The sequence below is a fragment of the Arthrobacter sp. zg-Y919 genome (genome assembly GCF_030142045.1).
Taxonomy (GTDB): Bacteria; Actinomycetota; Actinomycetes; order Actinomycetales; family Micrococcaceae; genus Arthrobacter_B.
Map to the genome: position 1 here is coordinate 2,841,700 of NZ_CP126242.1, position 24,182 is coordinate 2,865,881.

25 protein-coding genes and 1 riboswitch are annotated in these 24,182 nt (G+C 64.4%); of the genes, 12 read left to right on the forward strand and 13 right to left on the reverse strand.

Annotated elements, in window-relative coordinates; genetic code table 11:
* Positions 1–40 precede the first annotated feature (40 nt).
* Genes QNO10_RS13405 through QNO10_RS13420 form a run of 4 tightly spaced genes read left to right on the forward strand, consistent with a single transcriptional unit; the run spans position 41 to position 3,554 of the window.
* Positions 41–898 (forward strand): carbohydrate ABC transporter permease, encoded by an 858-nt coding sequence (locus tag QNO10_RS13405; RefSeq protein ID WP_229946364.1) that lies wholly within the window; start codon positions 41–43, stop codon positions 896–898.
* Positions 895–1,794, forward strand: coding sequence for a carbohydrate ABC transporter permease (locus QNO10_RS13410; RefSeq protein WP_229946362.1), 900 nt, complete (start codon positions 895–897; stop codon positions 1,792–1,794). The genes QNO10_RS13405 and QNO10_RS13410 overlap by 4 nt, the downstream gene beginning before the upstream one ends.
* Before the next feature lie 30 nt (positions 1,795–1,824).
* Positions 1,825–2,871 carry an NAD(P)-dependent alcohol dehydrogenase gene (locus tag QNO10_RS13415; protein WP_229946359.1) on the forward strand — a complete coding sequence of 349 codons (1,047 nt, stop codon included), beginning with the start codon at positions 1,825–1,827 and terminating at the stop codon, positions 2,869–2,871.
* On the forward strand, positions 2,868–3,554 hold the full coding sequence (locus QNO10_RS13420) for an HAD-IA family hydrolase (RefSeq protein ID WP_229946357.1): 687 nt from the start codon (positions 2,868–2,870) through the stop codon (positions 3,552–3,554). Before QNO10_RS13415 ends, QNO10_RS13420 begins: the two co-directional genes overlap by 4 nt.
* 122 nt (positions 3,555–3,676) lie before the next feature.
* Here the strand turns inward: QNO10_RS13420 and QNO10_RS13425 are convergent, their stop codons facing one another.
* Positions 3,677–4,243 (reverse strand): DUF4282 domain-containing protein, encoded by a 567-nt coding sequence (locus tag QNO10_RS13425; RefSeq protein ID WP_229946354.1) that lies wholly within the window; start codon positions 4,241–4,243, stop codon positions 3,677–3,679.
* Between the two features lie 183 nt (positions 4,244–4,426).
* On the opposite strand from QNO10_RS13425, the gene QNO10_RS13430 reads away from it, so the two are divergent.
* Both QNO10_RS13430 and QNO10_RS13435 read left to right on the forward strand, forming a co-directional pair.
* Positions 4,427–4,948 (forward strand): SRPBCC family protein, encoded by a 522-nt coding sequence (locus QNO10_RS13430; RefSeq protein ID WP_229946351.1) that lies wholly within the window; start codon positions 4,427–4,429, stop codon positions 4,946–4,948.
* Positions 4,949–4,956: 8 nt separating this feature from the next.
* Positions 4,957–5,571 carry an MOSC domain-containing protein gene (locus QNO10_RS13435; protein ID WP_229946348.1) on the forward strand — a complete coding sequence of 205 codons (615 nt, stop codon included), beginning with the start codon at positions 4,957–4,959 and terminating at the stop codon, positions 5,569–5,571.
* Positions 5,572–5,589: 18 nt separating this feature from the next.
* On the opposite strand, the gene QNO10_RS13440 is transcribed toward QNO10_RS13435, so the two are convergent.
* The 4 genes from QNO10_RS13440 to QNO10_RS13455 form a co-directional block, all read right to left on the reverse strand.
* Positions 5,590–6,138: an NAD(P)H-dependent oxidoreductase gene (locus QNO10_RS13440; protein ID WP_269437778.1), complete on the reverse strand. Its 549-nt coding sequence runs from the start codon at positions 6,136–6,138 to the stop codon at positions 5,590–5,592.
* Complete coding sequence (locus tag QNO10_RS13445) at positions 6,135–7,196, reverse strand: LLM class flavin-dependent oxidoreductase (protein ID WP_229946344.1); 1,062 nt, start codon at positions 7,194–7,196, stop codon at positions 6,135–6,137. The genes QNO10_RS13440 and QNO10_RS13445 overlap by 4 nt, the downstream gene beginning before the upstream one ends.
* Before the next feature lie 2 nt (positions 7,197–7,198).
* Positions 7,199–7,603 (reverse strand): winged helix-turn-helix transcriptional regulator, encoded by a 405-nt coding sequence (locus QNO10_RS13450; protein ID WP_229946342.1) that lies wholly within the window; start codon positions 7,601–7,603, stop codon positions 7,199–7,201.
* Between the two features lie 120 nt (positions 7,604–7,723).
* Complete coding sequence (locus tag QNO10_RS13455; RefSeq protein ID WP_229946340.1) at positions 7,724–8,293, reverse strand: DapH/DapD/GlmU-related protein; 570 nt, start codon at positions 8,291–8,293, stop codon at positions 7,724–7,726.
* 226 nt (positions 8,294–8,519) lie between these two features.
* Between QNO10_RS13455 and QNO10_RS13460 the strand changes: the two genes are divergently transcribed.
* A complete protein-coding gene (locus QNO10_RS13460; protein ID WP_229946338.1) occupies positions 8,520–9,560 on the forward strand; it encodes an FAD-dependent monooxygenase in 1,041 nt (346 codons plus the stop codon).
* Positions 9,561–9,590: 30 nt separating this feature from the next.
* Here the strand turns inward: QNO10_RS13460 and QNO10_RS13465 are convergent, their stop codons facing one another.
* The gene (locus QNO10_RS13465; protein WP_229946336.1) at positions 9,591–10,571 is read right to left on the reverse strand and encodes a hypothetical protein; all 981 of its coding nucleotides are present in this window, start codon (positions 10,569–10,571) and stop codon (positions 9,591–9,593) included.
* 346 nt (positions 10,572–10,917) lie between these two features.
* Between QNO10_RS13465 and QNO10_RS13470 the strand changes: the two genes are divergently transcribed.
* On the forward strand, positions 10,918–11,640 hold the full coding sequence (locus tag QNO10_RS13470) for an NADPH-dependent F420 reductase (protein ID WP_229946333.1): 723 nt from the start codon (positions 10,918–10,920) through the stop codon (positions 11,638–11,640).
* A gap of 103 nt (positions 11,641–11,743) precedes the next feature.
* Here the strand turns inward: QNO10_RS13470 and QNO10_RS13475 are convergent, their stop codons facing one another.
* From QNO10_RS13475 to QNO10_RS13490, 4 genes are all read right to left on the reverse strand, one after another.
* Positions 11,744–12,295 (reverse strand): dihydrofolate reductase family protein, encoded by a 552-nt coding sequence (locus QNO10_RS13475; RefSeq protein WP_229946330.1) that lies wholly within the window; start codon positions 12,293–12,295, stop codon positions 11,744–11,746.
* 68 nt (positions 12,296–12,363) lie between these two features.
* A complete protein-coding gene (locus QNO10_RS13480; RefSeq protein WP_229946327.1) occupies positions 12,364–13,914 on the reverse strand; it encodes a DUF6297 family protein in 1,551 nt (516 codons plus the stop codon).
* 3 nt (positions 13,915–13,917) lie between these two features.
* The gene (locus QNO10_RS13485) at positions 13,918–14,604 is read right to left on the reverse strand and encodes an ABC transporter ATP-binding protein (RefSeq protein ID WP_229946324.1); all 687 of its coding nucleotides are present in this window, start codon (positions 14,602–14,604) and stop codon (positions 13,918–13,920) included.
* Positions 14,605–14,653: 49 nt separating this feature from the next.
* Entirely contained in the window at positions 14,654–14,968 is a 315-nt protein-coding gene (locus QNO10_RS13490; protein ID WP_229946320.1) for a DMT family transporter, read from the reverse strand.
* Positions 14,969–14,978: 10 nt separating this feature from the next.
* A riboswitch (guanidine-III (ykkC-III) riboswitch) is annotated at positions 14,979–15,045 on the reverse strand.
* A gap of 242 nt (positions 15,046–15,287) precedes the next feature.
* Here QNO10_RS13490 and QNO10_RS13495 point away from each other — a divergent pair.
* Positions 15,288–15,428, forward strand: a complete 141-nt coding sequence (locus tag QNO10_RS13495) for a hypothetical protein (RefSeq protein WP_229946318.1) — start codon at positions 15,288–15,290, stop codon at positions 15,426–15,428.
* 84 nt (positions 15,429–15,512) lie between these two features.
* Here the strand turns inward: QNO10_RS13495 and QNO10_RS13500 are convergent, their stop codons facing one another.
* Complete coding sequence (locus QNO10_RS13500) at positions 15,513–16,046, reverse strand: VanZ family protein (protein WP_229946315.1); 534 nt, start codon at positions 16,044–16,046, stop codon at positions 15,513–15,515.
* 145 nt (positions 16,047–16,191) lie between these two features.
* On the reverse strand, positions 16,192–18,090 hold the full coding sequence (locus QNO10_RS13505) for an FAD-binding monooxygenase (protein WP_229946662.1): 1,899 nt from the start codon (positions 18,088–18,090) through the stop codon (positions 16,192–16,194).
* Positions 18,091–18,418: 328 nt separating this feature from the next.
* Here QNO10_RS13505 and QNO10_RS13510 point away from each other — a divergent pair, with 328 nt between their 5' ends.
* The 3 genes from QNO10_RS13510 (at position 18,419) to QNO10_RS13520 (ending at position 21,749) form a co-directional block, all read left to right on the forward strand.
* Positions 18,419–19,624, forward strand: a complete 1,206-nt coding sequence (locus QNO10_RS13510) for a low temperature requirement protein A (protein WP_229946312.1) — start codon at positions 18,419–18,421, stop codon at positions 19,622–19,624.
* 165 nt (positions 19,625–19,789) lie between these two features.
* On the forward strand, positions 19,790–20,131 hold the full coding sequence (locus tag QNO10_RS13515; protein WP_229946309.1) for a YnfA family protein: 342 nt from the start codon (positions 19,790–19,792) through the stop codon (positions 20,129–20,131).
* Positions 20,132–20,312: 181 nt separating this feature from the next.
* Positions 20,313–21,749, forward strand: a complete 1,437-nt coding sequence (locus QNO10_RS13520; RefSeq protein WP_229946306.1) for a DUF2252 domain-containing protein — start codon at positions 20,313–20,315, stop codon at positions 21,747–21,749.
* Positions 21,750–21,764: 15 nt separating this feature from the next.
* On the opposite strand, the gene QNO10_RS13525 is transcribed toward QNO10_RS13520, so the two are convergent.
* Positions 21,765–24,167: an ATP-binding cassette domain-containing protein gene (locus QNO10_RS13525; RefSeq protein ID WP_229946305.1), complete on the reverse strand. Its 2,403-nt coding sequence runs from the start codon at positions 24,165–24,167 to the stop codon at positions 21,765–21,767.
* Between the last annotated feature and the right edge of the window lie 15 nt (positions 24,168–24,182).

A 24,182-nucleotide genomic window follows, 5' to 3' on the forward strand; every position in this document is an offset into this window, starting at 1 on the left:
GCCCCTGCGTCGGCCCCGGCCCGACCCGAAGAAAGCTCCAATGAAAAACAAGCCAGCTCTGCCATATCTCTTGGCCCTACCTGGGATCGCGATCTTCGTCGCCATGCTTTACCCGTTCCTGACTGGTGCCTGGTGGTCATTTAACTCCTACCGGCTCAACAGGGGAGATCCCGAGTTCAACTGGGGTCAGAACTTCGTATCGCTGTTCTCGACCGGCGAAGGACAACATGCAATCGGCGTCACGCTCACCTATGCCTTCGTCGTGGTAGTAGCCGAATGCGTCCTTGGGATTGGGCTCGCGATGCTTTTGAACTACGGCAGGTACGGCAACGCCTTTAGACTGCTAATCGTTCTGCCGTTGTTGCTGCCTCCCGTTATCGCTGCGCTTATGTGGAACGTCATGTTGACAGAAAACGGTGTGGTCAACTGGTTCTTGGAAGCACTCGGAAGCCAGAGGCTTTTGTGGCTCAGCGGGCCCGATAGCGCGCTCTGGTCAGTAATCCTGATCGACGTCTGGATCTACACGCCGTTCGTCGTCCTGCTGGCACAGGCGGGGCTCAAGAGCATCCCGTCGGAACTGCGAGAGGCTTCCGCCGTTGACGGGGCCGGACCGATCCGAAACTTCGTCTCGGTGACTCTGCCCATGCTCATGCCGGTCCTGATTGTCATCATCACCTTTCGCGGCATCGACTCGCTGAAAATGTTCGACATCATTTACACCACTACTCAAGGTGGACCAGTCGATGCAACCACCAATCTGCATGTGCTCGCGTACCTCGACGGAATTCGTAATCTCAACTTCGGTATGGCCATGGCCTCACTGATGGTCTTGTGGGCGCTGTGCTACCTCATTTCCTTCCTGCTCCTGAAGGCCCGCCGTAAGGAGGCCATGGCATGAGCACCACGCTTGAGCCGACCGCTCCACCGCAGAGCACTTCTAGTGCGCACGAAAACGCCAGCAAGCGCCGCCGACGCAAAAAGAGCTTTAAGCACGGGGCGGTCATTGCCCTCTTGAGCGCATGGACACTGTTTGCGCTGGCACCTATCGTGTGGATTTTCATGATGTCCCTGAAAACCCCGGAAGACATCATCTCCAACCCACCAAAGTTTTTCTTCCTACCAACCCTGGCGAATTACGCCGAAGTATTGAGCGGGCCCGAGTTTTTGTCCCCGTTCTTGAACTCTCTGATCGTCACCATTGGTGCCCTGGTGCTGACCTTGTTCATCGGATTGCCCACTGCCTACGCGCTGGCCCGGTTCAAATTCAAGGGTGGAGAGTCCATCGCCTTCGGCATCCTCTCCCTGCGATTCGCCCCTGAACTGCTGATCATCCTTCCGCTCTACCTGATCTATCAGAAGAGCAATCTGAACGACACCTATCTGGGGCTGATCCTTGCCTATCAGCTGGTGACGCTGCCGATGCTCGTATGGATGCTGCGATCCTTCATCGAAGACTTGCCGCGGGAGCTGGAAGAGGCGGTGGCCGTCGATGGCGGGACCCGGTGGACTGCCTTCCGACACGTACTTCTCCGCCTAATCGCGCCTGGTCTGGGAGCCAGCCTCATGCTGTCCTTCATCTGGGCATGGAACAGCTACACCCTCCCACTCGTCCTCAGCGGGAGAGATACCCAGGTCATCACCACGGGCATCCAGCAGTACATTTCCTTCCAATCAATCGATTGGGGGCCCATGGCAGCGGCGACCATCATCTCGCTGATCCCGGGCATCCTCTTCGCCCTCCTCTCTCTGCGCTGGGTCGTCGACGGCCTGACCGCCGGCACCGTCAAGGGCTAGGGACCCAACCACACACCTCTAGGAGTTCTCATGGCCACCCCTTCCACCATGCTCGCGAGCGTCCTGACTGAGCCCAAAAACATCCAGCTCCAACGCGTCGATCTGCCGCAACCTCAGTCAGGCCAGGTCCTAATGCGCGTTACCGCAATCGGCGTGTGCGGGTCGGACACGCACTTCTACGAAACCGGCGCAATCGGCGATCTCGTAGTTCACGGCCCCGTGGTCCTGGGACACGAAACTGCCGGTGAGATAGTCGCGGTAGGCGAGGGCGTCGACCCGCAACGCATTGGTACCCAAGTAGCCATAGAACCCCAGACGCCCTGCCGCAGGTGTGACTTCTGCAAGGAAGGCAGCTATCACCTCTGCACCGATATGCGCTTCTACGGCGCTTACCCAGTGGATGGGTCGTTTTCCGAGTACGCGCTCATCGACGATGATTTCGCTCATGCCGTCCCCTCCACAATGACTGCGGAAGAGGCTGCGCTGGTAGAGCCGGTGTCCGTGGCCATCCACGCCTGCCGCCGCGGTAACGTCACGGCTGGATCCAAAGTCCTGATCACCGGCGCCGGGCCCATCGGAGCCCTATGCGCGCAAGTGGCACGCGCTTTCGGTGCCACTGAAGTCGTTATCAGTGATCCAATCCAGCATCGGCGGGAATACGTGGCTGCCCATGGTGCCAGCAGCGTGCTTGACCCGACTACTGATGGACTGGAGAAGTACGAGAAACACTTCACGGTCTATATCGATGCATCCGCAAACGCCCGCGCCATCCTGTCAGCCTTCCCCGCCATCCGGCCTGGCGGGACAGCGGTGCTCGTCGGCATGGGTGGAGAGGAATTACTGGTTCCAATCGCCATGATCCAGCACCGCGAGATAACCCTCACTGGAACCTATCGCTACGTGAATACGTGGCCCACAGCGATCGAACTCATCTCGACAGGTGCCATTGAAGTACGATCGCTGGTGACAGGGCGCCTCGGACTCGATGCAGTCGAGGAAGCGCTGATGAAGGCGAAGACGGATCCAACCGCCATCAAGACCATGATTATTCCGTCACTGACAGAGTCCGCTCAGTGACCGGTGTCAGGAACGCACGGCGGCCCCGACCACCCGTTGCCGCCCTCTATGTCGACGAGTTGCTCTTCGACATGGACGGTACCCTCATCGATTCCATCGCCGCCGTCGAAGCTGCATGGAAGACTCTCGCCGAGGAAGAAGGGATAGCAGTGCCTTTCGGTGCCGAGTTCCATGGGCGGACCGCAACTGATCTGGTCCGTTCACTTGTTGTCCCGGACCGGTTTCGCGCTGTTGTCAGGCGGCTGGAGGAGCTGGAAAGTTCTCAGGTCGGGCCAGTTGTAGGTCTTCCTGGGTCCGCCGAGCTCCTCGCGCGGCTTCCCCCGAATCGCTGGTCCATCGTCACCTCTGCTGCCAGGCCGGTTGCTCTGGCACGCCTGGCAGCGGCAGGTCTTCCGATGCCGACCCTGCTCATCACCGGTGATGACGTTGCGCGCGGCAAGCCGGACCCCGAAGCGTATCTGGCAGGCAAACGCTACTCCGGCCACGCACTGGCTTTCGAGGACACAGTCGCAGGCCTGGAGTCTGCGCGCGCAGCCGGATGCACAACAGTGGCCATCGTGGGAACATCAACCGCCTATGAGCTCAGCCCCTATGCCGACTTCCTCGTCGATTCTCTAGCATCAGTCACTGCGGAACCGGTGGCTGGCGGTGTTCTTCAAATCAACCTTCGGTTGGCCGCCTGAGGCTTCAGCGGCTGCGTCATCACCCGCGACGACGCGATCATGTTGCCGCGAAGAGGACCTGGCCGACCCCGTCGTCGGACGCCCGTTCACTTCGGTGATTTAGCCGACGGCATCAGAGTTGGTCATTTGTACCCGGGGTTCCCATCCGGCTGCATTTCGAGCGGAGCGCTGGCCGGGACCGGCCAGCGGCCAGTCGCCCGGTGGTAGTCAATAGCGCGCAGCAAAGGTGTCACGTCAAACGCGGTGATGTTCAGGCTGAGTTTGGTGCCGTTGGTCCACTTAGCCGTCAAAAACCGCTGCCCTCTCATTACCGTCATGTGGTAGTCAGCAATGTCGCTGTAGGGAAGAACGTGTTCCTTGCCGAGGCTGCTGCGGAAGGCGACCTCATATTGACGCGGCGCCACATAGAAGTTGCGGTACATCGCCACGAAGGCCAGCCCGCCCAGCAACATGGCCAGGGAAGCAATCCGGGCACCAAGCGGCCCGTCTGACGAGAACCAGGCCCATGAGCCCATGAGGACCCCGACGCCGGCGCCCACCCACCCAAAGATCGGCACCACTTTGGGCATCCGGACCCGTTCCGGGTATTCCCTGGACCGGTTCGGATGCGTCCTCGCCCACCACGCAATCGCGCCAATAAAAACCGTAATGGATGCCGCGAGGAGAAACTCGAGGATATTCGCTGACATTGTTATTTACCTGTCCTGTTTCCCAAGGCGCTAGCTCAGCATTCCTGCCTGAAAATCTACCCCAGGCGGACCTGACTTCCGCCAACGGTTCCGCCGGGCGGTGGCAGGGAAAGGCCATGCAGTTCCGCGAAGTCCGAGCAGCAGGACCGATGATCCGCTGGGACGGACTGCCATACTCTGACCATGACCGTTTACTTCGAATGCACCACCCGGACAAGCCTTCCCATGCCGGAGCTGTTCGACCGTGCGCGGAGCATTGACGCCCACAAGGATTCGATGGCGCGGTCCCGTGAAGAGGCCGTGGGCGGCGTGACGTCAGGCCTCATCTCAAAAGGTGAGGAGGTCTCCTGGCGAGCCTGGCACTTTGGCGTGCCGCTGCGGATGACAAGCCGGATCACCGAGATGGACCCGCCGGACTATTTCGTCGACGAGCAGGTCAAAGGCCCCTTCCGGCGGTTCCGGCATGTCCACGAGTTCAGCGCGGATTCGGAGGGCACCACGATGGTTGACCGGATCGAGTTCGAGGCGCCGTTCGGCCCCCTCGGGAGAGTGGTCGAGAAGCTGGTGCTGGCCCGCTACCTCCAGAACCTCATTGAGACTCGCAATCGGCATCTGGCTGGGGATTTCACCCGTTCATCGGAGCAAGCATTAGGAGACGACCCCGCAGAAGAAATGCCGGCGAGGCCTCCTCGAAACATGGGATGATCCATCAAATGACATCTAGCGCGAATCCGGCGACCGAACGTGTCGCCCAAGAGTCTGAAGCTGCGGGCAGCACCCTAACGACGGATTCGAGAGTGCTCTCGGTCAGCCGAAGCAGCAGGCACAACTTCAGCAAGGACCGGGTGGAATCGGTTCTGCTGGTGGAAGGGCTCGGCATCGACGGAGATGCGCATTCCGGCACCACCGTGCAGCATGTGTACAGAAAGCGGTTCCACCCGACGGAGCCCAACCTGCGGCAGGTGCACCTCATCCATGCGGAACTGTTCGATGAACTGGCACCGGCCGGCTTCGAACTGCACCCCGGCGACCTCGGAGAGAACATCACCACCCGCGGCATCGACCTCCTGAACCTGCCCGAAGGAACACTCCTGCGCATCGGGCCCGACGCCGTCGTGCAGGTAACCGGCCTGCGGAGTCCCTGCCGGCAGATCGACCGCTTCCAAACCGGGCTGCTCAAAGCGGTGCTGCCCCGCGACAGCGCGGGAAAAGTCGTGCGCAAGACGGGAGTCATGGGCATCGTGCTGGCCGGCGGGCTGGTAAACATCGACGACGAGATCCGCGTCGAGGTTCCGGCCGGGCCGCACCGTCGACTCAAGTGCGTCTGAATCCTTGCCAGCAGTCCACTAGGTTGTGGCGAGAACCCTCAACTTGTCGATTACGTCGCCAATGGCGATCTCGATGCGACTGTAAACCTCGGCGTTAAGCACCAGGTTGCCCTCGAAGTCGCCCGCATTGGCGTAGAAGCCCACCGGGATGGTGGCGGCTTGGAAGAATCCGAAGAGGGGTCGAAGCTCGTGTTCGATCACCAGGGCGTGCCGGTCACTTCCCCCTGTTGCTACGAGGATGACTGGTTTGTTTGTGAGTGCGTACTGGCCGGTGAGGTCGAAGAAATGCTTAAACATCCCAGAGTATGAACCCCGGTATACGGGAGTAGCCGCGATAAGTAGATCGGACGACTCTACGGCGCTGAACTCCGCCTCAACTTCCGGCAACAGGGTTTCGCGCTCGATAGCGGTGAAGAACGATGGGCCCAGGTCGTACACGTTGGTTTGATGTACTTCCAGGTCCAACTTCTGCCCTAGCGAATCCGTGATAAGCGAGACGAGCGCCATGGTCTTGGAGTTCGCATTCGGACTGCCGTTGACGATTGCGACCTGTAGGGGGCGGCTCATACCTTGACCGCGTTCTGCTTCGCGGTCTCCTCACGGATGACGGGAGCTACCTCTGTCCCCAGTAGTTCGATCGCTTTCAGATGCTGTTTCTGGGGAAGTCCGCCAAATCCCATCTGGAATACTGCTCGCGAAACCCCATACAGCTCGTGGTACGCAAGCAGCTTGTCAATGATCTCTTGGGGGCTGCCCACGAGGAGACCGCCCGAGGGTGTCGCCTGTGCGTTGAAGGCGTTGCGCGGGATATCGAATCCGACTCCGCGTTGATGATTGTTCTCCCTCAATCCGCGAGCGAAGTATGGGTAGAAATCGTCCCGCGCTCCCTGACTCGTATCGCCCACCAAGCCGTGGGCGTTAATGCTGATCGGCAACGCGGCGGAGTCGTGGCCGGCGTCTGCTGCGGCCTGGCGGTAGAAGTCGACAGGGCGCTCGAACTGTGTGATGGGTCCAAGAAGTAGAGCTAAGGCCATGGGCAGGCCCAGCTGCCCGGCCCGGATGGCCGAGGCTGGGGTTCCGCCTACTCCGACCCAGATGGGCAGCTCACCCACGGGCCGTGGTGCAATATCCAGGCCAGTCAGAGGCCGTGTGAAGGCGCTGCCGGGCCATGTGCCAGGGTTGTTGGCACGAATGGCGAGCAGGGCATCGAGTTTCTCCCGGTAGAGCTCGGCGTAGTCCGCCAAGTCATAGCCGAACAGGGGAAATGACTCTGTGTAGGAGCCCCGGCCGGCAATGATCTCCGCCCTGCCGCCGGAAATCAGGTCCAGCGTTGCAAAGTTCTGGAAGACACGCACCGGATCCTCCGAACTCAAGACGGTCACGCCGCTGGTGAGCCGAATGTTCTCGGTAACCGTCGCGGCCGCTGCGAGCACCATATGAGGTGCTGATGCGATGAAGTCCGATCGGTGGTGCTCACCCACACCAAAAACGTCCAGTCCCACTTCGTCAGCCAGCCGCGCCTGCTCGAGAGTCTGACGCATTCGTTCCTCCGGAGAGGGCATGCTGCCCGTCGCAAGATCGGTCGTCAGCTCCCCAAAGGTAATGATCCCTACTTCGAACGCCATAACTACTTCCCCTCGCTGTCGGTCGGAGCTGCCACCGGAGTGCTGGCGTCTTGCTCACCGAATGAATAGGCGTGTCCCCACGATGTGATGTCACGCAGAATGGGCAGGAGTGCCAGACCTGCGACGGTCAAGGAGTACCGAACGCGAACCGGCCGGCCATCGACGACTTCACGTTCCACGAGGCCATCGTTCTCAAGTTCCCGCAGTCGCTTGGCGAGCATGGTGTCACCAATGTGCGGGATGAAGCGGCCGATGTCCGCGAATCCAGTCTCGCCGCGCCCTATTGCCTCGATGATGATCCCACTCCAACGGCGGCCGATGATGTCCATGGCGGCGATGAAGGATGGGCACGCCCCGTCGGCAGCTTCCTCTTCGTGCACCATCGGTGCGGGTTCTGCGTGCGTCACGGTTCTCCTCGTTTGCTGTGGAGTTTGGATACTTTCATAAACGTAGTAGCTACGTCAATAGAAGTACTCCAGTGACAGGATCGCATGGCGGCTCAAGTGCGTCTGATTCCTGACCCGTGGTTAATCCTCGAGTGTCCGAATCACCCGCGCGGGTGAACCCACGGCCAGGGACTGCGCCGGAACGTCCTTGGTGACGACGGCGCCGGCTGCCACCACGGCATCGTCACCGATGCTCACGCCCGGCAGCACCGTGACGTTGGAACCGAGCCACACGTTCCGGCCGAGCGTGACCGGTGCCGGATGCATATCCGCACGCCGGTCCGGCGACAGATCGTGGTTCAGCGTCGCCAGGACCACGTTGTGGCCGATCAAGCAATCGTCGCCGATATGGATGCCGCCCTGGTCCTGGAATTTGCAGCCGGCGTTGATGAAAACCCGTTTCCCCAGGGTGATGTTTCGGCCGAAATCTGCGGAGAACGGCGGGAACAGGGCCACGGACTCGTCCACCGGTTTCCCAGTGAGGCGGGAGAGCAGCTCCCGTACCCGTGCCGGTTCGTGGTAGCCGCTGTTGAGCTCGCCGGTGATCTGCAGGGCCGTCTGGCTGGCGTGGTGCATGGCTTCATGCAGCGGTGAGCCCGCGGTGATCGTTTCGCCGGCGTTCAGCACTGCGAGCAGTTCCTCGAGTTCCATGGGAGTCCTTTACGCGTAGGTTGCGGATCAAAGTGCCGGCGCAGGCCGCCGCGCAGCTTCACAGACTTTGCCCACATTCGCATCACCCGCTGCGCGGGACAAGAGCCGCGCTGTGGCAGGATCGGCCGCATAAGCCGCTCGGGATTTCACTGTTTCATCCGCTGCAGATGCTCATCTGGGACGGCAGGTACGACCAGATGCACCGGGCCAACAAAGAGGAGAAGCCATGCGTGGCTCAGCACTGATCGTCGGAGCAGGCATTGCAGGAACCGCCGTCGCGCGGGGACTGCTCCGAGCAGGATGGTCGGTGCGGGTACTTGAACGCTCTGCCCATCTGCCCGGCAGCGGAACGGCACTGGCCATGTGGCCCGAGGCGATGAAGGCCCTGGACGCGTTGGGTGCCGGTGACGCAGTCCGCGCTGGTTCGGTGGAAGAGCACGGCGCACGGCTCCTGAAACCCGACGGCAGCCAGATCGCAGCCATGGGCCGCGGCCGAACCGCGCGCATGGTCCCGCGCACGGTCCTGATGGACGCTCTCTCCGGGGATTTGCCCGCCGGAGTTATCGAATGGAATTCACCGGTCGCCGGGCCCTCATCCCTACCCGATGCCGCTATTGTGGTGGCCGCCGACGGGATCTCCAGCCGCCTACGCGCCGCCTACCTCGGAGCACCGCCCCGGGCGCTGGGTACGGTGGCTTTCCGCGGTGTTGTTTCCGGCCCGGCCGGCGGGGTTACCGAGACGTGGGGCCGCGGCCGGCTGTTCGGCATTACGCCCCTGGATCCCGGCAACACTAACTGGTTTGCCTGCCTCCGTTCCGCAGACCTTCCTCCATTGGGTTCCCCGGAGGCCTTCAGCATCCACGGGGCAGATCTGCTGCGCAGCCTCTACCACGGGTGGCACCCGGACGTCACCCGGGTGCTGGGAAAACTGGACGGGAGCCCGCTGGATTACCGGGAACTGTTCGATGTTCCACCTCTCCGCTCCTACATTTCCGGCAACGTTGCCCTGCTGGGCGACGCCGCGCATGGCATGGCACCGAACCTTGGCCGCGGCGCCTGCGAGGCACTCCTGGACGCGGTTGCCCTGGTCGACGCCCTAAGCGTGGCTCCCGACGTTCCCGCAGCTCTGCAGCGCTACGACGCCGGCCGGCGTCGGCGGGGAAACGGAATGGTCCGCGCGGCACGGCTGCTGAACGGTATCGGCACGGCCAAGCGTTTCACCGGCATCCGGAACCTCGCGGTGTCCGCCGCGGCACGGTTCAGCTAGTCCTGCGCCGTCATTTCTGACTCGACTGATTCACCGGGTGCGAGCGAGCTCCTCACTGGAGTACTGCGCTTCAATCTCTTTACTCCAAGCACGCGCATATAGGCCAAGGGCCCCCTGTTCCCGCAGCGGAAAACCCAGCCCGTTGAGTGCGTGCTGGGTAGCCCCCATAGCCAGCTGGTGTGCACTGCGACTGATGCGTTGTTTGTCTGCCCGGTACAAATACTCATCCATAGACCTTGCCCAGCGCTTCCGCCAGATATCCACTGCCGGCTCTGAGGCAAGGGCGGCCATCATCCTGTGTGCGGGTGCAATCCGGGGTGCAATCCGGGCCCTCATTGCCCTCCGCGCCTGCGAAGCGTGCGATCCAAAAGAACCTGTACACGCGTGCAGATGAGCGTTCCAGTAGTAGTCCCAGCTGGTGGTTCTGCGGTCGGGCCACACAGCGGACCGGGGCCCGTGCATCATGGCGTGGCCGGTGTCGAAGAGAAGCAGGGCAGCCAGCATCGAGCGTGTGTTGAGGCTGGGAAAGCGATTGACCGCCCACAAGGTCAAATCCAAGGAGATCTCGCCAATCTCAGCTACCAGTTCCAAGCCCTTTGGCCCACCGAACCGTGCAAGTGCCGCTTCCACCACCTCAGGTACCGGCCCACCCGGCGCTGGCGGATAAACGAGCCCCGGCGAGTGGGAGGTCTTCACGGTACCCAGCGTGGCAACGTTTTCGTCCGCCAGCGCGTCCGCAAACTTCCATAAGCGCTTAGCGACGTCGTCGGGGGCAAGCAAATGCAGGAGCACGGCCTGATGGTCGGATTCCAGAATGCGTGACAACCGAAACCGGTTCCCCTGCTGAGCCCTCAGTTGGGAAGACAGTGGGGCCACAATGCGGCGGATTATTTCATCACCTGCTTCCTTACGCTCCGGCTCTATGGTCAGGATGGACCACAGGGTGGTTGTGCTGGCGTGCTGCTGCACCGGACGGGTAGCTGCTTCTCGATGAACAATGTTCGATTGCATTAGGCCGCTCTTTTCATCCCCAAAAATGATTTTTTCTTGGCGTCGCTAGGTGTGTTCCCAACACTGTGTTCCCAACACTGTAAATGTCCATACGGGCTCTCAGAAATTGCCAATTTGTGTCAGAGACTCTTTTCCTGCGCAGGCGGAGCGACTATGGGTTTTGCGAACCAGCGACGCACAGTACCAGACCTTTCTGTTACCAAGGCCTAGGCGTTCGTGACCGAAGCGGCTTGAAGCCGCTGCTGTTCCAGGGGGAATTCCTGTGCAGCAGGGGCGGTTTCCTCCCATAGGGACAGACGCGGGACACCGCGGCCGGCCCAGCTGAACACTATCGAAGGAATATGCAATGCCAACATTGGGAATTATCGGCAGCGGGAACATCGGATCGGCCGTCGCGCGGCTCGCGGTTGCCGCGGGCATGAACGTCGTTATCGCCAACTCGCGGGGACCTGAAACACTCTCGGACCTGGTCGCCGAGCTCGGGCCGCTGGCCCAGGCCGGGACGGTGGAAGACGCCGCGAAACTCGGCGACGCCGTCGTGCTTTCCATTCCGCTGAACGCGGTTTCCGCTCTTCCGGACGGACTTCTGGCCGGCAAAATCGTCCTGGACACCAGCAATTACTACCCGTCCCGGGACGGGCGCATCGCCGCACTCGATGACAGCACCGTGACCACCAGTGAACTGGTGCAGAGTTGGCTTCCCGGAGCGCAGTACGTCAAGGCGTTCAATAACATCCTGGCGCACCACATTCCGCTTCTCGCCCGCCCCAGCGGTGCCGCGGACCGCTCCGCGCTGCCCATCGCCGCCGACGACGAGTCGGCCAAGGCTGAGGCGGCGGCACTCCTCGACGGGCTGGGCTACGACGCCGTCGACGCCGGCGCCGTCGCCGTCGCCGAGAGCTGGACGTTTGAGCCGGACTCCGTGGGCTACACCCGTCTGTACCTCGCGGACGAGAGCACACCCGATGACCAGCTGATGAGCTCGGTTCCCGGCACAACGCCTAAGGCGAAGGTCGAGTCCGCCCTGGCCTCGGCCACCCGCGTGAACGTGGCGGAACGGCTCTTCTAATCCTTCGCCATCGAGTCTGCACAATTTACCGATTTCGGGCTGATAAACGGTAAATCGTGCAGACTCGATCCGGGGGCGGGCCGCGTATCCAGGAAGCCCAGCCTCACTTCACGGCGTAGGTCACCCGGACTCCCCCGTTGTCGAGGCGTTGTTCCCGCAGGAGGCGAAGTTTCAGCGACAGTCCGTCGGGCAGCGCCCGCGTGCCGCCGCCGGCAATTACCGGGCAGATCACCAGTGACACGACGTCGACCAGCCCCATCCGCATAGCGCTCTTGGCCAGCTCCGGACCCCCGATCATGACGTTTCCCGCAGCTTTGGCCCGTTCCACGGCTTCCGGGGTCAGGGCGGGTTCCAGGGTCGTCCGCCCGGTGAACACCTCCGGGAGCGTGGAGGAAAACACCACCTTAGGCACCGCCGTCCAGGCCGCCGCAAACCGGTTCGCCCCCGGCGGTCCCACGGCCAGGGCTGGATCGGTTTCCCACACGGCCATGGTTTCGTACATACCCCGCCCGTAGAGCACGGCGGCCGCGTCCTCCAGGTCCTCTGAATGTGAGGCAAGAAAATCCTCGGTCGGCTCCAACCAGGCGAAGTTGCCGTCAGCGTCGGCGCTGTAGCCGTCCAGTGAGCAGTTCATGGAGTAGGTAAGCAATCCCATCCGCACACTCAACCCTCCGGACTTCACCCAGCACAAGGGTGCTGGCACGCGTCGCCGAGCCGTCGACCCTACTTCGGACGGGAGTACATCACCAGCAGAACGCAGACCACAGAAAAGCCCGCCTGCGCCAGCAGCAGAACCGCCGGTACGTATCCGAGAAACAGGCCCAGCAGCAACGGCACCGCTGCCAGCAGGATGGTGTCCAGCCCCTGCGCCAGCGATCCGGTCTGGGCCGTGGGCACCGGACCGAAGACGGTCTCTACAGGCGGTGCGCTCCAGTCGGGCAGCGGCCGATAGGCGCCCCGAACCGCCGCCGCACCAAACCCCACCCCGGCGAGCGCGCCAAGCCCGATCAGCTCCGGGGTGCCTGCACCCAGCAGCACCAGGGCGGCGCAGAACACCGCGGACCAGAGTGCCAGGGCGGCGGCCGGCAGGGCCGTCCGGCTCAGCCGGACCAGTGCCGGGGACAGCGGCAGCAAGGCGTCCAGCCCCGGCGTGATCGCGGTCTGACGGGCGAGCGTTCCCAAAGCCGGAACCGCCGCGAAGATGCTGAGCAGGATGATGCCCAGCTGCAGCAGCGCCGGCTGCTGCCCGGCGGACAGCAGAACCGTGGCACACAGCAGCAGCACCAGCACCGGCCTCCCCCAGATCCCCGGGGTGCGCAGGAACGCGGTGGTATCCGCCCTCAGCAGCGCGCCGAACGGAGTGCGGGCGCCCCTGGCGTACCAGCGCCGGGCGTGGGAGGTCTTCCCGCGGCGCGGAGTGCCGGCGAACGCCCGGCCCAGCTCATTGGTGTCCATTAAGTACAGTGCGGCACCGGCATGGCCCGACACTCCACCGCCGCGGATCAGTTCCCGGCCCGGGACTGCGCCCATCCGCGCAAACACCACGAGCCAGAGCCCGACGGCGGCGGCCAGCGCCACGGGGCCGGGCCAGAGTTCCCCGGCGGCGGCCAGCCGGGGGAGGAGACTCAGCAGGGCCAGCAGCACCAATCCGCCGGCAACACCCAACGCTTCGTCCGGAAAGCCGTTTCCCGCCGACTGCCGCAGGGCGGCCATGAGCAGTGCGCAGACCGCGGCCAGCCCGAAGACGACGGCACCGGCGAGCTGGCCCTCAAACGTTGCCTGCAGGTCGGTGATGAATCCGACCGGGAGGTACAGGACCGCACCCGCTGCCCAGACGAGGCCCACCCGGCGGAGCAGCCCTCCGGCCAGGAACTGGCGCCGGTCCACAGGCAGGCTCAGCCACCAGTACCCCTCGGCCGAGGACACGGCCACCGGCCCGAGCTTCCGGGCCCCAGCCATCACCGAGGCCAAAGCGGCGAAGAGCAGAACGGTCACCGCCACGCCGTCGGGCAGGGCGGTCAAGTCCGCGGTGATAACGGTGCGGCGGCCCCCGGTTCCGGACCCCAGAGCCCTCGCCACCTCATTCCGCATTGCCAGCACCAATCCTCCGGCCAGGGCTCCGATGGTTCCGACTCCCAGCACAGTGGCATAGGCATCCAGCAGCACATCCCGGACCCGGACACTGCCGCGGCGGTGTTCCCGCGAGACTGCATGGGTGTAGCGGGCCGGGTTGAATTCCGTGGGCAGCGGGTCGGCTGCTTCGGTACGGGGCACGGGTTACCGGCCCGCGATCTCGGCGGCGGCCCGGGCTGGTTCGATCTCCCGCACTTGGTCATCGATCAGCAGGCAGCGTCCGGCCGTCGCGAGGAGCAGCGCGGGATCGTGGGTCACGAGCAGCACCGTGCCGCCGTCGTCGGCGTATTGGCGGATCCGCTCCCCCACCCGTTCGCGCATCACCGGGTCCAGCCGCTGCTCGGGTTCGTCGAGGATGAGCAGCGAGGACGGCCGGATCAGGGCCGAGGCGAGCAGCAGCCGCCGGCGCTGGCCGGAGGAAACGGACTCTGGGACGGCGTCGGCGCGGTCCTGCAGACCAAAGAAATCCAGTTCCGCGTCGACGGCTGAGTCCGGGTCGGCGACACCGTGGCCGCGGGCGACGAGCTGCAGATGTTCCCGCAGCGACAGGGAAGGGAAGAACGCGTCCTCGTCGAAGAGTGCGGCCACCTGCCGGCGGAACGGGATCGCATCCTCGTTGGCAGGCAGTCCGTGGACCCGCACCTCGCCGTCAAGCATCAGCTGCTTACCGGCGATGGTGCGGGCGGCGGTGGATTTGCCCGCGCCGTTGAAACCCACGACGCCGAGAATCTCCCCTCGGTTTGCACGGGCAGTGATGGCGCCGCAGACCGGCGCACCGGCGTAGCCCACCAGTAGGTTGGAAATCTCGAGCACGGCCCCCGCAGCAGTCATGCCGTCCAATCTAGCGGGTGGGACCCTGCGGCGGCGGCCAGGAACATGCCTAGTGCAGCGTCTTTAGCCCGATCACGCCGCCAACGATCATGGCCAGGAACAGGATCTTCAGCAGGGACACCGATTCGGCACCGGTGGCCATGGCGTAGATGACGGTCAGGGTGGCGCCGATCCCCACCCAGACGGCATACGACGTGCCCAGCGGCAACTCCCGCATCGCATACGCAAGCCCGGCCATGCTGGCCAGCAGTGCGGTAACGAAGATGGCCGACGGCCAGAACCGGCTGAATCCCTGCGACTTATCCAGGGCGGTGGCCCACACCGCTTCCAGGACGCCGGACAGCACCAAAACAATCCATGACATTTGAGTCTCCCTCGGGCCGTCTTGTCGCACACCGGGTACGGCACCCCTCGTCCGGGAGACCGTGTCGCGGCCTCCCGTCCACGGTCGCACGTCCGGTTATCCGGGGCAACTCCGCTTCGCGGCGGGTGAACTCGGCGGGTGAACCGGCGGGGAAGCCAGTGCCAAGTCTGCGCAGACCGTCGACCGGCGCGCACGAAAGTGCCAGAGTTTAGCCATGACCGATGAACAGTTTGAACGCGATGACCTGGGCATCGCCGGGTGGTGGCCGAAGCTCACGTCCGAGTCCCGCTAGTGGCTGACCGCCAACAACGGCGACGCGGTGGAGCCGTGGGTCGTGGAGGACATCTCCCGCACCCGCGACATGGCTTCCGACGGCAGCGGCTCCTATTTCCTGCCGGACGCCGCCGTGGACTGGATTGAGGAAGCAGCCAACGGGGAGCAGCCGGGGCCGTTCGCCTGAAATCCGGAGACACATCCCTGCCCGCCATGATTCGCTAGGGCTGCGGATCGATCCAGCTGACGGGCTGCTTACATAACAAACCGGTCAGGCAGCGGCCCTAACGGCCCGGCGAAGGGAAGGCAGGAGCAGCGCTGCCCGGAAAAGGCCGTATCCAAGCGGAGCTCCGGCGGTGTTGGCGAGTAGGTCGTTGATGTCCGCGATATGCCCGCCGTTGGCCAGGACGGCGTTGACGAGCTGAAGCACCTCCATCGCAAGGCTGACGAGTAACCCCACGAGGAGGACCCGCCCCACCGAACGGATGCGGGAGATGAGCGGCAGCAGGATGCCCAGAGGAATAAAGACCAGCACATTCATCAACAGGTCCCCCGGTTCCGCGTGCACCAGGGGTACCAGGTTGAGGCGGATCCACCATGGCTCGTTGTAACGGGGCCCGCCGATATGGATCGGCAGGACGGTGTTCCCAACAACGCCGGCGCCGTACACGCACATCACCGCACTGACGACGACCCGCGGGAGGGTCTGCTCCCCTCGGCGGTGCAGCCGCCACAGCAGAATTGCGAAGACCACCACCGCCAGCGGCACGACGACGGGCAGCGCGGTGATCTCGTAGCGTGGCACTGGGGCTCCTGCCAGACGGGGGATGTGGTTTGACCTTACTGTCCTGCGGGCCAAACCACCTCGAAGCGGGCTCTGCCCGCCCCCGCCGTTAAAGCGGGACGACGGCGGCACCCGGGTGCCGCCGTCGTCGTACGTTGAGAACCCGTTAGACCTGCGGCAGACGGGCCGGCAGCAGCGGTGCGAAGAACGCCGCGAGGTCCGCGGTGGCCGTCAGCGGGAGCACATTGGCCACGTACTGGTCCGGGCGGACCACCACCACGGCGCCGTTCCGTGAAATCCCGCGCTGCTCGAAGATGTCCGCGGACGGGTCCGCGCCGTAAACCTTGGCCAGGTCGTTGAGCTGGAACGGGCCGATCTGCGGCTTGAACACCGGCGGGACGGCGATGAGGTCAATGCCGGTGTGGTCCTGCTGGTAAATGACTTTCACGTCGAACCAGGCGTCGCGGTCGGCGCCCTCCGGCGTGGCCGCCAGCGGAGAATCCGGCGCGGTGTCCAGCCATTCGGCCAGGTCGGCCACCCGTGAAGGGGTGCCGGCCGCCGCGGCGTCGGCGAAGACGTAGATCCGCCATTTGCCGTCCGCCCGCGCCTGGTGGCCGAGGTGCACCGGGTTGGTGTCGCAGACGCGCTGCACGGGCGCCGACTTGAAGCGCTTACCGAGGGGGAACCCGGCGGCCAGGTCCTGGTGCTTGGGCTCGGCAATGAGCATAGAGGGGGTGTACTCGGTCATAAACCCGGCCGGGAATTCGGCGGTCCGGACGTAGAAGTCCTCCAGGTCCGAGGGGTTCTCGAACTCCTCCGGCCGCTTCGCCATGAGCGATGACCACTCCTTGTCGAAGTCAATGAGGTTCTTCGCCACCACCTGGCGTTCGGCCGAATACGTGGAGAGCAGGCTTTCCGGGCTGCGGCCGTCCAGCACGTGGCCGAGCTTCCAGCCCAGGTTGAAGCCGTCCTGCATGGAGACGTTCATCCCCTGGCCGGCCTTGGCGCTGTGCGTGTGGCAGGCATCGCCGGTGATGAAGACGCGCGGGGTGCGGGCGCCGAGGTCCTCGGGCACGACGTCGTCGAACCGGTCGGTGAGCCGGTGGCCCACCTCGTAGACGCTGTGCCAGGCGACGTTGCGGACATCCAGGGTGTAGGGGCTCAGGATGGCGTTGGCCTTGCCGATGATTTCCTCGATGGTGGTCCTGCGGACGGCACCGTTGTCGTCGTCGGGCACGACGCCGAGGTCCACGTACATACGGAACAGGTGCCCGCCCTCGCGCGGGATAAGCAGGATGCTGCCGCCGTTGGAGGACTGGATGGCGCATTTGGTGCGGATGTCGGGGAAGTCGGTGTTGGCGAGGACGTCCATCACGCCCCAGGCGTGGTTGGCCTTGTCGCCGGCCATGGTGCAGCCGATGGCGTCGCGGACCTTGCTGCGTGCACCGTCGGAGCCCACCACGTACTTGGCTTTTACGGTGCGCTCGGTGCCCTCGAGCGGGCCGGCGGTGTGCAGGAGGGTGACGGTGACCGGGTACTCGGCGTCGTCGTCGACCTCAAGGCTGCGGAACTCGAACCCGTAGTCGGGGGTCATGCGGGTGGGCGAGTTGGCCATGAACCGGGCGAAGTAATCCAGCACGCGGGCCTGGTTGACGATCAGGTGCGGGAATTCGCTGATCCCGGCGGGGTCATCCAGCGCGCGGCCGGAGCGGACAATGTTCTGCGGGTTTTCCGGGTCCGGGCGCCAGAAGCACATTTCCGTGATGCGGTAGGCCTCGGCGGTGATTTCCTCCGCGAAGCCGAACGCCTGGAAGGCTTCCACGCTGCGGGCCTGGATGCCGTCCGCCTGGCCGATGACCAGACGGCTGTCCCGGCGCTCCACGATCCGGGTGGTGACACCGGGGAACTGCGACAGCTGCGCGGCGGTGAGCATCCCGGCGGGCCCCGACCCCACGATCAGTACGTCGACTTTGTCGGGCAGATCGGCGGGACGGTCGACGCCGGTGCCGGCCGCCGGCTGGACGCGGGGGTCGCCGGATACGTAGCCGTGGTGGTGGAACTGCACGGGGGTCCTCACTTCGTTGTGCTGTTTATGCCCGCCGCGGTGGCCTGAACACGGGGTCCGGTACTCGAAGCGCAGAGGGTCCAGCCACCGTACCGGAGGTATGACAGGCGTCACAAGCTGGGCTGTTCCCCGTGGCTATCCCGCAATCCCGGCCCAGCCAACAAATCGCGCGGTTTGCGATTCTGCTGCCGTTTCCGGGTTTTACTGCCGGTTTAAACCGGCAGCAGCTGGGCAAAGTGGCAGTAGATTCCCAAACGGGCAGCAGATGCTGAGGGCGATGCAGCGGCCAACCTTCAGACTCGGGCAGCGGCCTCCTATTCTTTGTGCCATGCCGCATCTGCCGCGCCCGCCCCTTCCCGCTGCCCGCATCTCGGACGAAACCCACCGGGTCACCACCTTTGAGCTGTTCTTCGACCTCGTGTTCGTGTTCGCCTTCACGCAGGTCACGGGATTCATGGTGCATGAGTATTCATTCCTGGGGGTCCTGCAGGGGATGGTCGTCCTGGTCCTGCTCTGGTGGTCCTGGGCGCCCTTCTCCTGGCTCGCCAACCAGGCCCACGCCGACGAAGGACTCATGCGGTTCGGCCTGTCCGCCGTCATGGTGGCGATTTTCATTGCCGCACTCGCCATCCCGGAAGCCTTCGAAGACCTCGACGGCGGCCTCCACGGCCCGCTGGTACTTGCCTTTGCATACACGGCGGTCCGGGTCCTGCACCTGGGCCTGTACGTATATGCGGCCGGGAACGATCAGCCGCTGCGGCGCCAGATAGCCAAGCTGACCTTCACCGCTGTTCTGGGAGCCGCGCTGGTCATCACCGGGGCGTTGCTGGGCGGAACCGCGCAGACCTGGTTCTGGCTGGCCGGCATGGCGCTGGACACCGGCATCACCTTCCTCATCTCGTGGCACGGGAACTGGCGGGTCCACTCGGCGGTGCACTGGACCGAGAGGTACGGGCTCGTGATCATCCTCGCGCTCGGCGAATCCATCGTGTCTATCGGTGTGGGGGCATCCGAGGTGCCCGTGAGCGTGCCGGTGCTTGTTGGTGCGGCGGCCGGCATCTGCCTGTCCATCGGACTCTGGTGGCTCTACTTCGACGTGACGGCAGTGGCCGCCGAACACCGCTTCGCCGCACTGCGCGGGTCCACCCGGTCTTCTGCCGCCGTCGTCGCGTACACCTACCTGCACCTGCCCCTCGTTGCCGGCGTTATCCTGACCGCTTTGGGCGTGGAGGACGCGCTGGCGCATCTCGAGGAGGGGAAGGGCCTGGGCCGCGTCGGTGCTTTCGCGTTGTTCGTCGGCCCGGCGATGTATCTCCTGGCCAGTGCCGCCTTCGCGTGGAGGATGGGCAGCGGCTGGAAGAAGTGGCGGCTGGGAACGGCTGCACTGCTGCTGGTTCTGATGGTGATTGGCCTGCCGTTGACCTCTTTGGCGGCACTTCTCCTCGTTACCGCACTGATCGTGGGGCTGGTTGCCGTGGAGAGCCTGCTTCACCGCGAGGCCCGGGGGCGGATACGGGGTTCACAAGCGGCGTGACTTGCGGGCTGGCATAGGTCCCTCCGCACTTGCACTTCTGCTGCCACTTTGAGGTTTTGCTGCCGCTTTGAACCGGCAGCAGCTTCCCAAAGTGGCAGCAGATTCCCAAAACGGCAGCAGAAAACCGGGCCAGGCATGCCCCGAACCTGCGGCAGGATGGATGCCATGACCATTGCAAAAACCATCCTGCTCTTCCTGCTCGCAGCCGCTGCGGAAATCGGCGGCGCCTGGCTGGTGTGGCAGTCCGTGCGGGAGGACCGGGCGTGGTGGTGGGCCGGCCTGGGCGTGATGGCCCTGGGCGTCTATGGGTTTGTGGCCACGCTCCAGCCGGATGCGCATTTCGGCCGGATCCTGGCCGCCTACGGTGGAGTGTTCGTGGCCGGATCCCTGGTGTGGGGCATGGTGTTCGACGGCTTCCGGCCCGACCGCTGGGACATCCTCGGCTCGCTGATCTGCCTCGTGGGGGTCGCCGTGATCATGTTCGCTCCCCGCAGCCCGGTGTCGTAATTGATTCCGGGAGCCGGAGGTTTGGCCCGGGAAGACGGCGGAGTCCAATGTTCCGGACTCCGGACCCATCCCCTCTCGGAGGCCAATCCGCTATTCTTTGGACGTCGGCCGCCGTACAGAGTCTGACCCCCGCGAGGCCTGCCGGACGGCGCAACAAGCCGCTGCAGAGAGGTCGCCGATCATGGCCAGTATCCAGGTCAAGCACCCGAGCGTTACAGAACGCGTGGCAGCAGGCAAGGACTGCCGAGAGACAACACCCGTCTCCGCCCATCAGGGCTGGGTTCCCAACCCCGATCGCCCGGACCCCGTCGCGCTCATCGAAGAACAGAACCTCACACGGGATCCGGACCTCGTGCCGGTGCGTCACGGCCGGATGCTTGACTCGCCGTTGACGTTCTACCGCGGTGCAGCCAAGATCATGGCCGCCGACCTCAAGGACACACCTAGGTCCGGCCTGACCACCCAGCTTTGCGGCGACGCTCATTTGTCGAACTTCGGGGTTTTCGCCTCACCCGAACGGACCCTGCTGTTCGACCTGAATGACTTCGATGAAACACTTCCGGGACCATTCGAGTACGACGTACTGCGGATGTCCGCCAGTTTCACCATTGCGGCCAGGAACAACTCCTTCACCAGCGAAGAAGCGCGCTCGACAACCCTTGCCGCGGTCCGGGCGTACCGCGAAGCAATGCGCGAGTTCGCACAAATGGGAACCATGGACATCTGGTACGCACGCCTGACGGAGCAGGATATTTTGTCAGCGGTCCAGCTGGGGGCGGACACCAGCAAGGGTAAGGGGAAGAAAAAGGCAGCGAAACGGATCGAAAAGAGGGCAGAAAAGACCGCCAGGAAGGCGCGTTCCCGGGACAGCCTACAAGCACTCTCCAAGCTGGCTGAGCGCGTGGACGGGGAGTACCGAATCGTCAGCCAGCCGCCGATTGTCATCCCCCTCAGGGAGTTCGGTGATTCGTTCGGCTTATCCGCGGACCAGATCTGGGAGGAATCCCGCGAACAGCTCCGGTCCTACCGGGCCACGCTGCAGGACGACAGACGCTATCTCCTCGAGCGCTTCGAAATCGTCGACATCGCCCGCAAGGTGGTGGGTGTGGGCAGCGTCGGCACCCGGGGCTTTATCGCGTTGCTTCAGGGCCGCGATTCAGACGACCCCCTGTTCCTGCAGGTCAAGGAGGCAACCCGGTCAGTCCTTGAGGACCACCTGCCCAAAAGCAGATACCGGCAGCCGGGCCAGCGCGTGGTGCAGGGCCAGCGAAGGATGCAGGCCGCCAGCGACATTTTCCTTGGCTGGACAAAGGGAGTGCAGGAAAACCGGTACCTGTACTGGCGCCAGCTGCGGGATATGAAAGGCTCAGCGGTCGTGGAAACGATGAAACCCCTCGGGATGCAGTTTTACGCCCGCACCTGCGGCTGGACACTGGCCCGGGCGCACGCCAGATCAGGAGACCCGGTCGCGATCGCCGCCTATCTTGGCAAAAGCGAGAAATTCGATAACTCGGTCACCGACTTCTGCGAGCGCTACGCAGATCAAAACGAGCAGGACTATCAAGCCTTCGCCGACGCGGTACGTTCCGGGCGCCTGCCCGCGGTCGAAGGGGTCTAGCCCCGGCAGCGCGCCTCACCCCGCCACGTACGCCGCCAGATGCTCCCCGGTCAGTGTCGACTCCCCCGCCACCAGCTCCGCCGGCGTCCCCTCGAACACGATGGTCCCGCCGTCGCGCCCGGCACCCGGCCCCAGGTCGATGATCCAGTCCGCATGCGCCATCACCGCCTGGTGGTGCTCAATGACGATGACCGACTTCCCCGAGTCGACCAGCCGGTCCAGCAGGGCCAGCAGCTGTTCGACGTCAGCCAGGTGCAGCCCGGTGGTGGGTTCGTCCAGCACGTAGATCCCGTCCTTGCCGCCCATTTTCGTAGCCAGCTTCAGCCGCTGCCGCTCCCCGCCGGACAGGGTGGTCAGCGGCTGGCCCAGATGCAGGTACCCCAGCCCGACGTCGGCCAGCTGGCCCAGGATCTTGTGCGCGGCCGGGGTGCGGGCCTCCCCCTCGGAGAAGAAGGTTTCGGCATCGGTGACGGACAGCGCCAGAACCTCGGCAATGTCCTTCCCACCCAGCGTGTACTCCAGCACCGAGGCCTGGAACCGGCGTCCCCCGCAGTCCTCGCAGACGGATTCCACCGTGGCCATCACGCCCAGCTCCGTGTAAATGACGCCGGCGCCGTTGCAGGCCGGGCAGGCACCCTCGGAGTTGGAGGAGAACAGGGCCGGCTTCACCCCGTTGGCCTTCGCGAATGCCTTCCGGATCGGTTCCAGCAGCCCGGTGTAGGTCGCGGGGTTGCTGCGCCGGGAGCCACGGATCGGGCTCTGGTCCACCGTCACCACGCCGTCCCGGCCGGACACGGACCCGGTGATCAGCGAACTCTTGCCCGAGCCGGCCACCCCCGTGAGCACCACCAGCACACCCAGCGGAATGTCGACGTCGACGTCGCGCAGGTTGTTGGTCGCGGCACCGCGCACCTGCAGGGACGACGACGGCGGGCGCACCGAGTCCTTGAGCCGCGCCCGGTCCCCGAGGTGACGGCCGGTCAGGGTGCCGCTGTCCCGCAGCCCGTCCAGCGGACCCTCGAAGGTGACCGTGCCGCCGTCGGTCCCCGCGCCCGGCCCCAGATCCACCACATGGTCGGCAATCGCGATGGTTTCCGGCTTGTGCTCCACCACCAGCACGGTGTTGCCCTTGTCCCGCAGCTGCAGCAGCAGCTGGTTCATCCGGGCAATGTCATGCGGGTGCAGGCCGATGGTCGGCTCGTCAAAAACATAGGTCACATCGGTGAGCGACGAGCCCAGGTGCCGGATCATCTTGGTCCGCTGCGATTCGCCGCCGGACAGGGTTCCGGAGGGCCGGTCCAGGGACAGGTAGCCCAGCCCGATGTCCGCGAACGCGTCCAGCAGATGCTGCAACCCGGTCAGCAGCGGGGCCACGGAGGGTTCCTTCAACCCGCGGACCCAGCCGGCCAGGTCGCTGATCTGCATGGCGCACACGTCGGCAATGTTGAGTCCGCCGATCTTGGAGGACCGTGCTTCCGGGGCCAGCCGGGTGCCGTCGCAGTCGGGACAGGTGCTGAAGGTGATGGCCCGGTCCACGAAGGCCCGGATGTGCGGCTGCATCGCCTCGGGGTCCTTCGAGAGCATGGACTTCTGTATCTTCGGGATCAGGCCCTCATAGGTGATGTTGATGCCTTCCACCTTGATCTTGGTGGGCTCCTTGTAGAGCAGATCCTGCATCTCCCGTTTGGAGAACTCGCCGATGGGCTTGTCCATATTAAAGAAGCCGGAGCCGGAGTAGATCCGCCCGAACCAGCCGTCCATGCTGTAGCCGGGCACGGTGAGGGCCCCATCGGCCAGCGACTTCGCGCTGTCGAACAGGGCGGTGAGGTCGAAGTCGGTGACCGCTCCCGTTCCCTCGCAGCGCGGACACATTCCGCCCAGCCGGTTGTAGGTGGCCTTCTCCGCCCGGGTCTTGCCGTCGCCGCGCTCGATGGTGATGGCGCCGGAGGCCTTCACGGAGGGAACGTTAAAGGAGAACGCGTTGGGCGGGCCAATCTGCGGCTGCCCCAGCCGGCTGAACAGGATACGCAGCATCGCGTTGGCGTCGGTGGCGGTGCCGACCGTGGACCGCGGATTCGCTCCCATCCGTTCCTGGTCCACGATGATCGCCGTCGTCAGCCCCTCCAGCAGATCGACTTCGGGACGGGCGAGCGCGGGCATAAAGCCCTGCACAAACGCACTGTAGGTCTCATTGATCAGCCGCTGGGACTCTGCGGCCACGGTGCCGAACACCAGCGAACTCTTGCCGGAGCCGGACACCCCGGTAAACACCGTCAACCGCCGTTTCGGGATCTCGATGCTGATGTCCCGCAGGTTGTTCACCCGTGCACCCTGCACCCGGATCACGTCGTGGCTGTCCGCTGTGTGCGCCGCCCGCCCGGTGCCGGTGCCTGTCCCAGTGGTGGTGTCCGTGCTCATTGCCGCTCCATCCGC